The following is a 15,620-nucleotide window of genomic DNA, read 5'->3' on the forward strand; positions in this document are numbered from 1 at the left end:
GAACATGAAAACCAAAGCCATGCTGACTCAGACCGAAGTGACCGCCATCCTGGCCGCCGCGCGTACCGAAGCGCAGAACAACGGCTGGGCCGTGACCATCGTGGTGGCCGATGACGGTGGCCACCCGCTGGCGCTTGAGCGTCTGGACGGCTGTGCTCCGATCGCCTCCTACATCGCCACCGAAAAGGCACGCAGCGCCGCGGTCGGTCGTCGCGAAACCAAGGGCTACGAGGATATGGTCAACGGCGGTCGCAACGCCTTCCTGTCCGCCCCAGTGGTCTGCTCGCTGGAAGGCGGTGTGCCGGTGATCGTCGATGGTCAGGTGATCGGCTCGGTCGGCGTCTCCGGCGTTACCGCCACGCAAGATGCACAGGTAGCCAAGGCCGGCGTCGCGGCAGTCGCCAACTGATCGACGAAATTCAGGAGAAGAACATGACCGAACGCGTAACCCTGGGTCGCCTGCAGGTGGCGGCCAACCTGCACCGTTTCGTCGAAGACGAAGTCCTGCCCGGTACCGGTGTCGAGGCGGCCGCTTTCTGGAGCGGTTTCGATCAACTGGTCCACGACCTGGCGCCGAAGAACCGCGCCCTGCTTGCCGAGCGCGATCGCCTGCAGGTCGAACTGGACGACTGGCACCGCAGCAATCCCGGCCCGATCAGCGACATGCCGGCCTATCGCGCCTTCCTCGAATCCATCGGCTACCTGCAGCCCGAGCCGGGCGAGGTGAAGATCAGCACCAGCAATGTCGACAGCGAAATCACCACCCAGGCCGGCCCGCAGCTGGTAGTGCCGATCGGCAACGCGCGTTATGCGCTGAACGCCGCCAACGCCCGCTGGGGCTCGCTGTATGACGCGCTCTACGGCACCGATGCCATCAGCGAAGAGAACGGCGCGCAGAAGGGCCCCGGCTACAACGAAGTACGCGGCGCCAAGGTCATCGCCTTCGCGCGCAACGTCCTCGATCAGGCCGCGCCGCTGGCCGAAGGCAGCCATGCCGATTCCGTCAGCTACCGCGTGCAGGACGGCCAGCTCAAGGTCACCCTGGAGAACGGTAGCGTCACCGGCCTGAAGCAGCCGGAGAAGTTCGTTGGCTACCAAGGCGAAGCCCTCGAGCCGAAGGCCGTGCTGCTGAAGAACAACGGCTTACACCTCGAGATTCAGATCGATCCGAACAGCCCGATCGGCCAGACTGATGCCGCCGGGGTCAAGGATCTAGTGGTAGAGGCCGCCGTCACCACCATCATGGACTGCGAAGACTCCACCGCCGCGGTCGACGCGGACGACAAGGTGCTGGTCTACCGCAACTGGCTGGGCCTGATGAAGGGCGACCTGGTCGAAGACCTGGAGAAGGGCGGCAAGCGCATCACCCGGCGCCTGAACGAGGATCGTGAATACACCGCAGCCGACGGCTCGAACCTGACGCTGCATGGCCGTTCGTTGCTGTTCATCCGCAACGTCGGGCATCTGATGACCAATCCGGCGATCATCGACGGCGAAGGCCACGAGATTCCCGAAGGCATCATGGATGGTGTGATCACCAGCCTGATCGCCAAGCATGACCAACAGCGCAAGGGCAACTCGCGCACCGGTTCGATGTACATCGTCAAGCCGAAGATGCATGGCCCGGCCGAAGTGGCCTTCACTGATGAGTTGTTCGGTCGCGTCGAGGACTTGATCGGTCTGCCGCGCCACACCCTCAAGGTCGGCATCATGGACGAGGAGCGCCGTACCAGTATCAACCTCAAGGCCTGTATTGGCGCTGCTAAGAATCGTGTGGCGTTCATCAACACCGGCTTCCTCGACCGCACTGGCGATGAGATGCACAGCATCATGGAAGCCGGCGCCGTGCTGCGTAAGGGCGACATGAAGAGCACCGCCTGGATCCAGGCCTACGAGCGCAACAACGTGCTGGTCGGCCTGAACTGCGGCCTGCGCGGCAAGGCGCAGATCGGCAAGGGCATGTGGGCGATGCCGGACCTGATGGCGGCCATGCTCGAGCAGAAGATCGCCCATCCCAAGGCTGGCGCCAACACCGCCTGGGTACCGTCCCCCACCGGCGCCGCGCTGCACGCGTTGCACTATCACCAGGTCGACGTGCAGGCCGTTCAGGCCGAATTGGAAAAGGTTGACCTGTCTACCGAGCGCGAGCAATTGACCAATGACCTGCTGACCATCCCGGTCGCACCTGAGCGCAACTGGACGGCCGAGGCGATCCAGCAAGAATTGGACAATAACTGTCAGGGCATCCTCGGTTACGTGGTCCGTTGGGTCGAGCAGGGCGTCGGTTGCTCCAAGGTGCCGGACATCCATGACGTCGGCCTGATGGAAGATCGCGCCACGCTGCGTATCTCCAGCCAGCACCTAGCCAACTGGCTGCGCCACGGTGTGGTCGGCGAGGCGCAGGTTCGCGAAACCCTGGAGCGCATGGCCAAGGTGGTCGACCAGCAGAACGCCGGTGATCCGCTCTATCGCCCGATGGCCGCTGACTATGCCCAGTCGGCTGCTTTTCAAGCGGCATGCGATTTGGTGTTCAAGGGCCGCGAGCAGCCGAGCGGCTACACCGAGCCGCTGCTGCACGCTTGGCGTCAGCGCTTCAAGCAGCAGAAGGGAGTTTGAGGGTATTCATGAGATTGCTGATGGCTGGCCCAGGTCGGCCATTGGCGTAATTTGCAAGCCCCGGGCGCTTAAAAGGCGTCCGGGGCTTTTGAGCATGGGGGCGGTCGGCGATGTGCTGACCGGTACCTTTGGCCGGCGTCATCGAGCGTTGGCCATGCGTGGAGCCGGGCTTTCCCGGATAGAAGTGGTTCACAACAAAAAACAAGGAACCCAACAATGAGTCAGACACTGCTGTCCATACTGGCCTTCGTGCCGCTGGTGCTGGCGGGGGTACTGCTGATCGGCTTTCGCTGGCCGGCCAAGTACGCAATGCCGCTGGTTTTCGTCCTCACTGCGTTGATCGGGCTAATGGCCTGGGACATGACCTTCAACCGGGTCCTGGCCTCCACGCTGCAAGGCCTGATTCTCACCGCCGCGATCCTCTGGATCATCTTCGGCGCCATCCTGCTTCTCAATACGCTCAAGCACTCCGGGGGCATCGCTTCGATTCGTCGTGGTTTCGCCAACGTCAGCCCCGACAAGCGCGTGCAAGTGCTGATCGTGGCCTGGCTGTTCGGCTGCTTCATCGAGGGCGCCTCAGGCTTCGGTACCCCGGCAGCGGTGGCTGCGCCGCTGCTCGTTGCACTGGGCTTCCCAGCCCTGACAGCGGTGGTGCTGGGGATGATGGTGCAATCGACACCGGTGTCCTTCGGTGCGGTAGGCACGCCGATTCTGGTGGGGGTCGCAGGTGGTCTTGACCAGGCGACGCTGGGCGGCCAGCTAACGGCAGCGGGCAGCAGCTGGGACGTGTTCTTCCATCTGATCTTCTCCCGCGTGGCAATCATCCATGCGCTGTGCGGCATCCTGATGCCGTTGATCATGATCTGCATCATGACCCGCTTCTTCGGCCGCAACCGGTCGTGGAGCGAAGGCCTGAGCATGGCGCCGTTCGCTATCTTCACTGGCCTGGCGTTCGTCATTCCTTACGCTGCTGCAGGAGTGTTTCTCGGCCCGGAATTCCCGTCGATGATCGGCGCCCTGGTAGGCCTGGCCATCGTCGTTCCGGCGGCCAAGGCGGGCTTCCTGCTGCCCAAGAGCAGCTGGGATTTCGCTCCTGCCAGCGAGTGGCCGGTGGAGTGGATGGGCAAGATCGAGATGAAGATCGATGACGTCGCCGGACGCACGCCGATCTCCGTACCGATGGCCTGGGCACCTTATTTGCTGCTGGCTGTGTTCCTGGTGCTGTCCCGTATCTTCCCGGCGCTGAAGACCGCGCTGATGTCGGTGAGCTTCGGCTGGAAGGACATTCTCGGTGAAACCGGCGTTTCTGGCACCCTGGAGCCGCTGTATCTGCCCGGCGGGATTCTCTGCATGGTGGTGCTGGTGACCTTCTTCCTGCATCGGATGAAGGCCGCTCAGCTGGGCGCTGCCATCTCAGAATCGAGCAAGACGCTACTGGGCGCGGGCTTCGTGCTGATCTTCACCATCCCGATGGTGCGGATCCTGATCAACTCAGGCGTTAATGGCTCCGATCTTGTGTCGATGCCAGTGGCCATGGCACAGCTGGTGGCTGACAGCGTGGGCAGCGTCTATCCGTTCTTTGCGCCTGCCGTGGGGGCGCTGGGTGCGTTTATTGCTGGCTCCAATACCGTGTCGAACCTGATGCTCTCGCAGTTCCAGTACAACACCGCCAGCCTGCTGGGCATTTCCGGCGCGTTGATGGTGGCGCTGCAATCGGTCGGTGCCGCGGCAGGCAACATGATCGCCATTCACAACGTGGTGGCGGCTTCGGCCACGGTTGGTCTGCTCGGTCGCGAAGGCATCACGCTGCGCAAGACCATGCTGCCGACCCTGTACTACCTCGTGCTGGCAGGTTCCATCGGCCTGATCGGCTTCTACGTGATGGGTATCAGCGATCCGCTGGTGGGAGTCGCCGCCGCCAGCTAATGGCGTGCATGACCCGGACGGGCGGCCTAGGCCGCCCGTTTTATTTTGTCCGGAAAAACTTTCACCGGCTCCCGGTCTATCACCGGATGCCGGCATTTGGCGGTTCGCAGTGTTCTGGTATAGCGTGCAGCGCAACCGAGACTGATCGAGGTGGACGATGAAAAAGTGGCAATGCGTGGTGTGCGGATTCATCTATGACGAAGCCGAGGGCTGGCCTGACGACGGCATCGCCCCGGGCACCGCCTGGGAAGACGTGCCGGAAGACTGGCTCTGCCCCGACTGCGGCGTCGGCAAGATGGATTTCGAAATGATCGCGATTGGCTGATATGAACGAATCGAATCCCAAAGATGCTCCGCTGGTCATCATCGGCACCGGGTTGGCCGGCTACAACCTGGCCCGGGAGTTCCGCAAGCTCGATAGCCAGACGCCGTTATTGCTGATTACCGCAGACGACGGCCGCTCTTACTCGAAGCCGATGCTCTCGACCGGCTTTACCATGAACAAGGATGCCGACGCCCTCGGTATGACGGTCGCCGGGACGATGGCGATCCAGCTCAACGCCGAGGTCCGCACCCATACCCGGGTGACGCGTCTCGATCCGGCGAGTCGTCGCGTCTGGATCGGCAACGAGCCCGTGCCCTACCGCGATCTGGTCATCGCCTGGGGTGCACAGACGATTAACGTGCCGGTTGCCGGCGATGCGCAGGACGCCATCTTCCCGATCAACGACCTGCTCGATTACGGCCGCTTTCGCGAGGCGGCGCACGGCAAGCGCCGCGTGCTGATCCTCGGGGCTGGGCTGATTGGCTGCGAATTCGCCAACGACCTGCTGCAAGGCGGCTACGAAGTCGAACTGGTGGCGCCTTGCGAGCAGATCATGCCTTCACTGCTGCCGGTCGAACCGGCCGCGGCGGTGCAGCGCGGACTGGAATCACTGGGTGCGCGGTTTCATCTGGGGCCGGTGCTCGAGACGCTCGAGCGGCAGGGCGATGCCCTGCAGGCGCAACTGTCGGACGGTCAGCGAATCGACTGCGATCTTGTGGTTAGCGCCGTCGGCTTGCGACCACGTACCGAGCTGGCCGAGGCGGCCGGTTTGCAGGTCAATCGCGGCATCGAAGTCGATCGCCTGCTGCAGACGTCGTTCGAGCACGTCTATGCCTTGGGCGATTGTGCCGAGGTTGAAGGGCTCAACCTGCTCTATGTGATGCCGCTGATGAGCGGCGTGCGTGCGCTGGCCAAAACCCTGGCTGGCCAGCCTACGCCCGTGACCTACGGGCCTATGCCGATCACCGTGAAAACCCCGGTTTGCCCGCTGGTGGTGTCGCCGCCTGCAGCGGGTAGCGAAGGCAGCTGGAACGTCGAGGGCGAAGGCAATGACCTCAAGGCGCTGTACCGCGGGGTAGACGGCCGTCTGCTGGGCTATGCCCTGACCGGAACGGCGGTTCAGGAGCGTTTGGCGTTGAATAAGCAGCTTCCACCCGTGTTGGCGGAAGTGCCTCAAGTTCTGTCGTTAAAGTCTCCAGATTGATCCGGGAAAGCGCTGGCGGGGGCTGGCGCGAGTGCTATCAGCGTGCCATGCTCCCTGTGGCGCTGCCGCAGTGTAGAGCTGTTGCAGCGCGTCGGAACGCTGTTCGGAGAACAGCGAAGCAGAACAACAATAAAGTCTTAGAGGCTACCCATGCGCAAACCGGAACTCGCAGCCGCCATCGCCGACAAGGCCGATCTCACCAAGGATCAGGCCAACCGTGTACTCAACGCCGTACTGGATGAAATCACCAACGCGCTGAACCGCAAGGACAGCGTGACCCTGGTTGGTTTCGGTACCTTCATTCAGCGTCATCGAGGTGCTCGTACGGGCAAGAACCCGCAGACGGGCGAGCCCGTCACCATCAAGGCCAGCAATACCGTGGCTTTCAAGCCGGGAAAGATGCTGAAAGACGCGATCAACTGATGCCGCGTCGCCCGGGGCCGGCCAGGCTCCGGGTGTTTCCTCGTACGCAATGCTAGAAAATCAGCAATAAGTCGCTACAATGCGCGAAATTTCACTATCTGTATGGAACATGCATGAAATTTCGTTTTCTCCTCTGGATGCTTGGCCGTTTGATGGCCAAGGCCAGCCGCACGAATCCTGACTTCCAGAAGCAACTCGGTGACAAGGACCTGACCTTCCAGCTGCATACCCTCGACGGCAAAGTGGCGCGCCACTACCGGGTCAAGGAGCAGCGCGTCACCAGTCACGGCGGGCCAGCGACCGAACCGGCCTTCGCCATCGGCTTCAAGGACAGCGCCTACGGTTTCGCCACCATGAACGCCAAGAACAAGCAACTGGCCTTTATGCAGGGCATCCAGAACAAAGAGATCCAGATCCAGGGCAACCCCGCGCTGGTGATGTGGTTCCAGGGCCTGACCAAGTACCTCAAGCCACGCAAGAAAAAGCCCGTAGCGGCGTGAGTCGTTGGCGCTTCCAACCCGACCGAGACGCTCTGGCGGGCTTCGGTTCGCCGGGCTCCTCGCTGACAGTTTTGTCAGCTTATGGTCACCCTGCTGACCGGAACAGCGGGTTATAAGAAGAACTTCGAACTCCCTTTGCACTCGTTCCGGCGTTCCTCTATGCGTACACGATACAAAGCAATCCTGGCCCTGGGCGTACTGGCGCTGCTGGTACTCACCGCGCGCTGGCTGGTTGCCGAGCCCTCTGTGGCTCCAGTGGCAAAACCCAAACCGGTTCCTGTTCGCGTGGTTCGTGTCCAGCAGCAGGACGTGACCGACTATGCAAGCGGCATAGGCCGGGTCACGTCGCTGCATAGCGTGGTGATACGCACCCAGATCGACGGCAAGCTGGTCGGTCTGCACGTCAAGGAAGGGCAATGGGTCAAATCGGGCGATCTGCTCGCGACCATTGACGACCGTGCCTTACGGGCCAGTCTCGCCGAGGCCAGGGCTCAGCTCGGGCAAAGCCGGGCGCAATTGAAGGGCGCGGAAATCGACCTGAATCGCTACCGCCAGCTGATTGCCGAAAACGGGGTGTCCCGGCAGACCTTCGATCAGCAGCAGGCACTGTTCAATCAGCTCAAGGCGACCGTCGCCGGGCACGAGGCTGCGATCGCCGCAGCCCAGGTGCAACTTTCGCACACCCGCATCCTCTCGCCAGTCACGGGTCGGGTGGGCATTCGCAATGTGGACGAAGGCAACTTCCTTCTTGCCAGTGATGCCCAGGGGTTGTTCACGGTTACGCAGATGGCCCCGATCGCGGTTGAGTTCTCCATGCCGCAATCGATGTTGCCCAGGTTGCAGCAGTTGCTCGAGGCGCCGCAGGCCGCGCGCGTGATCGCTTTCAACAGCGATGGCGCGCTCGGGGAGGTATCGCTTGGCGAGGGCCGGCTGCGACTGATCGATAATCAGATTTCGGCGACCACTGGCACGCTGCGGGCCAAGGCCGAATTCGAGAACAACGAGCAAGCGCTCTGGCCCGGCCAACTGGTAAACGTCAAGGTGCAGACGGCGCTTTATTCGGATGTGTTGACCGTGCCGCCCAAAGCGGTGTTGCGCGGGCTGGACAATCATTTCGTCTATCGGCTCAACGGCAATGTCGCCGAGGTCCAGCCGGTGGAAGTCATCCATCAGAGCGATGAGCTGTTCATCATCGAGGGTGTGCAAGCCGGCGATGCCATCGTCAGCGATGGCCAGTCTCGGCTCAAACCAGGTATCGAGGTCGAGCCGCTGGGTGAGGGGCCGGCATCTGACCAGACGGCTGCACGGCAGGCCCAACCATGAATGGCCGCGGCTCGGTTTCCACCTGGTGCATACATCATCCGGTCGCTACGCTGCTGTTGACCGTAGCGATGCTTTTGATGGGGCTGATCGCCTATCCGCGATTGCCGGTTGCGCCGCTGCCAGAAGCCGAATTCCCCACCATCGAGGTCTCTGCGCAGTTGCCCGGCGCCAGCCCGGAGACGATGGCGTCATCGGTAGCCACACCGCTGGAGGTGCAGTTCAGCTCGATCGCCGGCATGAGCCAGATGACCTCCAGCAGTGCGCTGGGCTCGACCAAGCTGATCCTGCAGTTTTCCCTCGACAAGAGCATCGACACCGCTGCGCAGGAGGTCCAGGCGGCGATCAGCAGCGCCGCGGGCAAGTTGCCGCAGGACATGCCCAGCCTGCCCACCTGGCGAAAGGTCAATCCGGCCGACAGTCCGGTGCTCGTGCTTACGGTGCGCTCCACACTGATGCCCGCCACTGAGCTCAGCGATCAAGTGGAAACGGTGTTGGCCCGGCAGATCAGCCAGATCGACGGTGTGGGGCTGATCAACATCACCGGCCAGCGCCGTCCGGCTATCCGCGTGCAAGCCTCGCCGGACAAACTGGCGGCTGTGGGCCTTACCCTGACCGATATCCGCCAGGCGATTCAGAGCACCAACCTGAACCTGGCCAAAGGCGCGCTATACGGCGAGTCGAGCATTTCCAGCCTTGCGACCAATGACCAACTGTTCCAGCCGGCAGAGTACGAGCGGTTAGTTATCGCTTACGTCGACGGTGCACCGGTCCAGCTCAAAGATGTCGCTCAGGTCTTTGCGGGCTCGGAAGACGACTACGTGCAGGCGTGGGCTGGCGAGGAGCCGAGTCTCAATCTGGTGATCAGACGTCAACCGGGCGCCAACATCGTCGAGACGGTCGACCGCATTCAGGCTGCCTTGCCGCGTCTGCGGGCCGCGCTACCAGCTTCGATCGAAGTAGCAGTGCTCAATGACCGCACCGGGACCATCCGCGCGTCGTTGCATGAAGTGGAACTCACCCTGCTGATCGCCGTGGTATTGGTGATCGGGGTGATGGCGCTGTTTCTGCGGCAATGGTCGGCAACGCTCATTGTCTCCAGTGTGCTCGGCGTTTCGCTGGTCGCTTCGTTTGCGTTGATGTACCTGTTCGGATTCAGCCTCAACAACCTGACGTTGGTGGCCATTGTGATTGCGGTGGGCTTTGTCGTCGACGATGCCATCGTGGTGATCGAGAACATTCACCGGCATCTCGAAGCGGGCGAAAGCAGCCGTGAGGCGGCGATCAAGGGCGCCAGCGAAATCGGCTTTACCGTCGTGTCCATCAGCGTGTCGCTGATCGCCGCCTTCATACCGCTGCTGTTTATGGGCGGGGTCGTGGGGCGGCTGTTCAAGGAATTCGCACTCACCGCCACCTCGACCATTCTGATATCGGTGGTGGTGTCGCTGACCTTGGCGCCGACGTTGGCGGCGCTGTTCATGCGGCCTCCCGAGCATAAGGCCGGGGCTCGTCCCGGCATCGGCGAGCGGCTGCGGGCGCGTTATGCCAAGGGCTTGCATCGTGCATTGGCCCATCAGCGATTGATGTTGGGCTTGTTCAGCCTGACCTTGGCGCTCGCGGTGGCAGGCTACGTATTTATCCCCAAAGGCTTTTTCCCCATCCAGGACACCGGCTTCATCCTCGGCACGAGCGAGGCAGCGGCGGATGTGTCCTATCCCGACATGGTCGAGAAGCACCTTGCGCTGGCCAGAATTGTCAGTGCCGATCCGGCCGTGCGGGCTTTTTCCCATGCGGTCGGTGCGACGGGCAGCAACCAGACCATCGCCAATGGCCGCTTCTGGATCTCGCTGAAGGACCGCGACCAGCGCGACGTGTCCGCCAGTGAATTCATTGATCGGGTGCGCAGCAAGCTCAGCGCCGTGCCCGGGATCGTCCTGTACCTGCGTGCAGGCCAGGACATCAACCTCAGCGCCGGCCCCAGCCGCAGCCAGTATCAGTATGTGCTCAAGGGCAATGACGGTCCGACGCTCAACGCCTGGACCGAGCGACTGACCGAGCGGCTACGGCAGAATCCGGCATTCCGGGACCTTTCGAATGACTTGCAGCTGGGCGGTAGCACCACCCACATCAGCATCGATCGCGTCGCGGCGGGGCGGTTCGGCCTGACGATTAACGATGTCGACCAAGCGCTGTACGATGCCTTTGGCCAGCGCCAGATCAGCGAGTATCAGACCGAGACGAACCAATACAACATCATCCTGGAGGTGAGTCAGCATCACCGCGGGAGCGCGCAAAGCCTGGATTACTTCTACCTGCGCTCGCCGCTGAGTGGCGAGATGGTGCCGCTGTTCGCGGTGGCGAAAGTCGACGCACCGGTCAGCGGCCCCTTGTCGATCAGCCACGACGGCATGTCGCCGGCGGCCAATCTTTCGTTCAACCTCGCCGCGGGCGTTGCCCTGGGCGATGCGGTGTCGATGCTCGAACAGGCGAAAAACGAGATCGGCATGCCAGCCGAAATCAGTGGTAGCTTTCAGGGGGCCGCGCAGGCATTCCAGAGTTCGCTGGCGAGTCAGCCATGGCTGATCCTTGCGGCGCTGGTCGCGGTCTACATTATCCTCGGTGTGCTGTACGAGAGCTTCGTCCATCCCCTGACCATTATTTCCACCTTGCCTTCGGCCGGGCTTGGCGCGCTGGTGATGCTCTGGCTGTTCGGCCAGGATTTTTCGATCATGGCGCTGATCGGGCTGGTGCTGTTGATTGGCATCGTCAAGAAAAATGGCATTCTGATGATCGATTTCGCCCTGGACGCCCAGCGCAGGCGCGGGCTATCGCCTCGGGAGGCCATCTACGAAGCGGGCGTGACCCGCTTCCGGCCCATCATCATGACCACGCTCGCGGCCATGCTCGGCGCGGTGCCGCTGATCATCGGCTCAGGCCCTGGTGCGGAGTTGCGCCAGCCTCTGGGCATCGCGGTGGTCGGCGGTTTGCTGGTCAGCCAGGCGCTGACGTTGTTTACGACACCGGTCATATACTTGTGGCTGGAGCGGCTGTTTCATCGCCGCGCGCCCGAATTCCAACCGGCGATCGATCACTGAGGCTGACGCCATGCGTGTTCTGGTTATCGAAGACGAGGAAAAAACCGCGGATTATCTGCACCGGGGCCTGACCGAGCAGGGCTATACCGTCGACCGCGCGCCGGATGGCATCGAAGGTCTGCATCTGGCGCTCGAGCGTGACTATGCCGTGATCATCCTCGACGTGATGCTGCCGGGCCTGGACGGGTTCGGCGTGCTGCGCAGTTTGCGCGCGCGCAAGCAGACGCCGGTGATCATGCTCACCGCGCGCGAGCGAGTGGAGGATCGCGTACGGGGTCTGCGCGAAGGCGCCGACGACTACTTGGGCAAACCCTTTTCGTTTCTGGAGCTGGTGGCGCGCCTCCAGGCACTTACGCGCCGAGGCGGCGGACATGAACCGGTGCAGATCACAATCGCCGATCTCTGGGTCGATCTGATCAGCCGCAAGGCCACCCGCGCCGAAACCCGCCTCGATCTCACCGCCAAAGAGTTTTCGCTGCTCAGTGTACTGGCGCGCCAGCACGGCGAGATCCTCTCCAAGACGGCCATTGCCGAGATGGTCTGGGACATCAACTTCGACAGCGATGCGAATGTGGTCGAGGTGGCGATCAAGCGGCTGCGGGCCAAGCTCGACGGCCCGTTCGAGCACAAGCTGCTGCACACCATCCGTGGCATGGGGTACGTGCTGGAAGACCGTCGTGTCCACTGATTCCATCGCGTTGCGCCTGAGCGGACTGTTCACGCTCGTGGCCACGGTGATTTTCCTGCTGATCGGCTGGACGCTCTACCAACAGGTGGACAAGGGGTTGGGGCTGTTGCCCGAGGCGGAGCTGGAGGCTCGCTACAGCGTGCTCGATGCATCCCTGAATCGCTATGGCACGCCTGAACACTGGGCGAAGATGCGCGACAAGCTCACGCTGCTTGGCGAGGAAGACAGCCGGATTCGGTTCTGGGTGGTCAGCGATGATCCCGCGTTCGAGTTTGGGGCGCCGGACGAGCGCCTCCGGCGCTTCGCCCAGGGGCCTGAAGGCATGCACGACTTCACGCTGGCCGGCTACGGGTACCCGTTCAAGGTCCTGCTCCGCGAGCTTCCCGCCAACGCCCCGAGACCCGCGCTGCGCTTCCTGATCGGTATCGACACCGAAGCGTTCTGGCAGACCCAGCGCCATCTGCTTCTGGTGCTGGTCGGCCTGGCATTTGCCGGCATCCTGCTGGCCGCCGCCCTGGGCTATTGGGTTGCGCGCATCGGTCTGAAGCCGCTGATCAGGCTATCCGAAGAAGCCTTGAAGCTGACACCGCCGCGCCTCAGCGGACGGCTTCAGCTGTCCTCGCTGCCGCCGGAACTCGCGCAGTTCGCCACCGCCTTCAACGCGACGCTGGATCGGGTCGAGAAGGCGTACGAACGGCTTGAATCGTTCAACGCGGATGTCGCGCACGAGCTGCGTTCACCCTTGACCAACCTTATCGGCCAGACGCAGGTCGCGCTGACCCGTGGGCGTTCGGCGGAGGATTATTTCGAGGTGCTGCAATCGAATCTTGAAGAGCTCGAACGGCTGCGCTCGATCATCATCGATATGCTGTTCCTGGCCAGCGCCGATCAGGGCAGCAAAGCCACCGGGCTTACGTCCGTTTCCCTGGCTGATGAAGTCGCCACCACGCTGGAGTATCTGGATTTCATTCTGGATGACGCGCAAGTGACGGTGCAGGTCAGTGGCGACGCTCAGGCGCTGATCGACAAGGCCCATATGCGCCGCGCGCTGATCAACCTGATCAATAATGCCGTTCAGCACACCCAAGCAGGGCAGAGCGTGCAGGTCCGGATCAGGGAAAAGGATCGATGGATCGAAATCGGCGTGGCCAACCCGGGCGAAGCGATTGCCGAAGAGCACCTGTCGCGCTTGTTCGAGCGGTTCTTCAGGATCGATCCGTCACGCAGCAACAGCGGCGCCAACCATGGGCTGGGGTTGGCGATCGTCAAGGCCATCGCGGTGATGCACAGCGGCGATGTATACGTTCGAAGTGCGGAAGGGATCAACACCTTCGGCATGTGCCTGCCCGCGTGTTCGGCGCCTGGGCTGTCTGAACCCCTATCAGCAGGCGAGCTCGCACGTGCCGGCCTGATAACTCCGTCTTGAGCGTGGCCACTGCGGCCACGCGAACCGCTTTGTGGATGTGTGACTGGTTGGTAACAACCGATACCTGACCCCAAAAAGGAGAGCAAAGATGGCCCGTTTGACCGCAAAAGACTTTTCCCCGCAATTGCTCGAACTGTACGACTACTACGCCCACGGCAAGATCAGCCGCCGGGACTTCCTGGACCGCGCGGGTGCTTTTACCGCCCTTTGCGGCCTCTCGGCGACCGGTATTCTGTCCGCCTTGAGCCCGAATTATGCGTTGGCGCAGCAAGTGGATTTCACCGATCCGGAGATCGTCCCGGAGTACATCACCTACCCGTCGCCCAATGGCCACGGCAGCGTCCGCGGTTATCTGGTCCGCCCTGCCAACGCCGCGGGGAAACTGCCGGCGGTGGTCGTTGCCCACGAGAACCGCGGTCTCAACCCATACATCGAGGATGTCGCGCGGCGCGTCGCCAAGGCCGGCTTTATCGCGCTCGCACCGGACGGCCTAAGCTCGGTAGGTGGCTACCCGGGTAATGACGACAAAGGTCGCGAGCTGCAGCAGAAGGTTGATCCGGAGAAGCTCATGAATGACTTCTTCGCCGCCATCGAATGGCTGATGGCCCACGAACTCACCACTGGCAAAGTCGGCATCACGGGCTTCTGCTACGGCGGCGGTGTCGCCAATGCCGCCGCCGTGGCCTACCCGGAGCTGGGTGCCGCGGTTCCCTTCTATGGGCGTCAGCCTGATATAGCCGACGTGCCAAAAATCCAGGCACCGCTGCTGCTTCACTACGGCGAGCTCGACACCCGAATCAACGAAGGCTGGCCGGCTTACGAACAGGCATTAAAGGCCGCCGACAAGACCTACGAGGCGTACATCTACCCCGACGCCAACCATGGCTTCCACAACGACTCGACACCGCGTTATGACGAGGCCGCGGCAGAACTCGCCTGGGACCGCACCATTGCATGGTTCAACAAGTATCTGAAGTAGCGGGCAGGACTCCTGCCACATCAAAACACCCAGCAGGCCGGTCATGGGCTTAACCATCGAGCCGGCCGCTCACAAAACGCAGTGCGCGTCGCGCTTAGAGTCAGAGGCTGCGCTCCAGGTCTGATGTGACAATCGTTGACCGGCCTACGCCTGCTGCGCCATCCAGCTACGCGCTTCGTCCAGCAGCCAGTCGCGAAAGGCGTTCATTGCGGCGGACTCGACCCGTCTTTCGGGAATCATCAGCTGATAGGCCTGATCTTCGCGGCGGTAGGCATGGGCGTGGGCGATGACGAGGCGGCCTTCGGCAAGCTCGCGCTGGATCAGGAAGGGTGGAATCAGCGCCACGCCCATTTGATGCTCGGCGGCTTGGGCCAACATCGAGAACAGCTCCAGGCGCGGGCCGGTCATGTCGCGCGTCACTTTCATCCCCAACGAGTCGAACCACTGTCGCCAGGCGTAGGGGCGGGTGGTCTGCTGCAGCAACGGCATCTCCGCAATGGTCTGCGCCTCAAGCTGACCCGCGCCGTTGAGCAATCCAGGGCTGCAGACCGGAAGAGAATCCTCGGGCATCAGGTAATGCGCCACGGTGCCGGACCATTCGCCGTCGCCGAAGTAGATCGCCGCATCGAAGTCGGTGTCAGCGAAGAGGAATGGTCGAGTCCGGTTAGTCAGGTTGACCGTGATTTCCGGATGCAGCGCCTGGAACTGCTGCAAGCGGGGCAGTAGCCATTGAGTGCCGAACGTCGGCACCAGCGCCAGTTCGATGGTTTGCGCACCCTGCTGGCCCATCACAGACAGGGTGTCGCGCTCGACCGCGTCCAGCTGCGTGGCGACTCGTCGTGCATAGGACTGGCCGGCTTCGGTCAGCTTCACACCGCGACGTGAGCGGCGAAACAGCTCCAGCCCCAGAAATTCTTCCAGCCCGCCGATCTGGCGGCAGATTGCACTTTGTGTCAGCGCCAGCTCTTCGGCGGCCCGGGTAAAGCTCTGGTGACGTGCCGCCGCTTCGAAGGCGATGAGTGCGGCGGTGCTGGGGATCTTGCGGCGCATTATGCGACTGCCTCACTAAACGTCATGTAATTACTGCGTCAAGCATACGCGGTAGTGCGCAAAACGCA

Annotated in this window: 12 protein-coding genes and 1 pseudogene; 12 read left to right on the forward strand and 1 reads right to left on the reverse strand. The window is 62.4% G+C overall.

Going from position 1 to position 15,620, the window contains the following annotated elements; genetic code table 11:
* Positions 1 to 4 precede the first annotated feature (4 nt).
* The 12 genes and pseudogenes from CH92_RS01760 to yghX all read left to right on the forward strand — a co-directional run bounded on the left by CH92_RS01760 (position 5) and on the right by yghX (position 14,502).
* Entirely contained in the window at positions 5 to 409 is a 405-nt protein-coding gene (locus CH92_RS01760) for a heme-binding protein (RefSeq protein WP_025240086.1), read from the forward strand.
* Between the two features lie 23 nt (positions 410 to 432).
* Positions 433 to 2,616: a malate synthase G gene (locus CH92_RS01765; RefSeq protein WP_025240087.1), complete on the forward strand. Its 2,184-nt coding sequence runs from the start codon at positions 433 to 435 to the stop codon at positions 2,614 to 2,616.
* Between the two features lie 216 nt (positions 2,617 to 2,832).
* Positions 2,833 to 4,542: an L-lactate permease gene (locus CH92_RS01770; protein WP_025240088.1), complete on the forward strand. Its 1,710-nt coding sequence runs from the start codon at positions 2,833 to 2,835 to the stop codon at positions 4,540 to 4,542.
* A gap of 157 nt (positions 4,543 to 4,699) precedes the next feature.
* The gene (locus tag CH92_RS01775; RefSeq protein WP_021207210.1) at positions 4,700 to 4,867 is read left to right on the forward strand and encodes a rubredoxin; all 168 of its coding nucleotides are present in this window, start codon (positions 4,700 to 4,702) and stop codon (positions 4,865 to 4,867) included.
* Between the two features lies 1 nt (position 4,868).
* Positions 4,869 to 6,071 carry an NAD(P)/FAD-dependent oxidoreductase gene (locus CH92_RS01780; RefSeq protein ID WP_025240089.1) on the forward strand — a complete coding sequence of 401 codons (1,203 nt, stop codon included), beginning with the start codon at positions 4,869 to 4,871 and terminating at the stop codon, positions 6,069 to 6,071.
* Between the two features lie 150 nt (positions 6,072 to 6,221).
* Positions 6,222 to 6,494 (forward strand): HU family DNA-binding protein, encoded by a 273-nt coding sequence (locus CH92_RS01785; protein WP_021207208.1) that lies wholly within the window; start codon positions 6,222 to 6,224, stop codon positions 6,492 to 6,494.
* Positions 6,495 to 6,607: 113 nt separating this feature from the next.
* Positions 6,608 to 6,994 carry a hypothetical protein gene (locus CH92_RS01790; RefSeq protein WP_025240090.1) on the forward strand — a complete coding sequence of 129 codons (387 nt, stop codon included), beginning with the start codon at positions 6,608 to 6,610 and terminating at the stop codon, positions 6,992 to 6,994.
* A gap of 159 nt (positions 6,995 to 7,153) precedes the next feature.
* Positions 7,154 to 8,317 carry an efflux RND transporter periplasmic adaptor subunit gene (locus tag CH92_RS01795; protein ID WP_025240091.1) on the forward strand — a complete coding sequence of 388 codons (1,164 nt, stop codon included), beginning with the start codon at positions 7,154 to 7,156 and terminating at the stop codon, positions 8,315 to 8,317.
* Entirely contained in the window at positions 8,314 to 11,409 is a 3,096-nt protein-coding gene (locus tag CH92_RS01800) for a multidrug efflux RND transporter permease subunit (protein WP_025240092.1), read from the forward strand. Before CH92_RS01795 ends, CH92_RS01800 begins: the two co-directional genes overlap by 4 nt.
* Before the next feature lie 10 nt (positions 11,410 to 11,419).
* Entirely contained in the window at positions 11,420 to 12,097 is a 678-nt protein-coding gene (locus tag CH92_RS01805; protein WP_025240093.1) for a heavy metal response regulator transcription factor, read from the forward strand.
* Positions 12,087 to 13,445, forward strand: a pseudogene (locus tag CH92_RS01810) (heavy metal sensor histidine kinase); the annotation flags it as partial. The gene CH92_RS01805 and the pseudogene CH92_RS01810, both read left to right, overlap by 11 nt.
* Positions 13,446 to 13,611: 166 nt before the next feature.
* The gene (gene yghX / locus CH92_RS01815) at positions 13,612 to 14,502 is read left to right on the forward strand and encodes a YghX family hydrolase (protein WP_025240095.1); all 891 of its coding nucleotides are present in this window, start codon (positions 13,612 to 13,614) and stop codon (positions 14,500 to 14,502) included.
* A gap of 144 nt (positions 14,503 to 14,646) precedes the next feature.
* On the opposite strand, the gene CH92_RS01820 is transcribed toward yghX, so the two are convergent.
* Positions 14,647 to 15,552, reverse strand: coding sequence for a LysR substrate-binding domain-containing protein (locus CH92_RS01820; RefSeq protein ID WP_025240096.1), 906 nt, complete (start codon positions 15,550 to 15,552; stop codon positions 14,647 to 14,649).
* Positions 15,553 to 15,620 lie beyond the last annotated feature (68 nt).

This window comes from Stutzerimonas stutzeri (assembly GCF_000590475.1).
Lineage (GTDB): Bacteria > Pseudomonadota > Gammaproteobacteria > Pseudomonadales > Pseudomonadaceae > Stutzerimonas > Stutzerimonas stutzeri_D.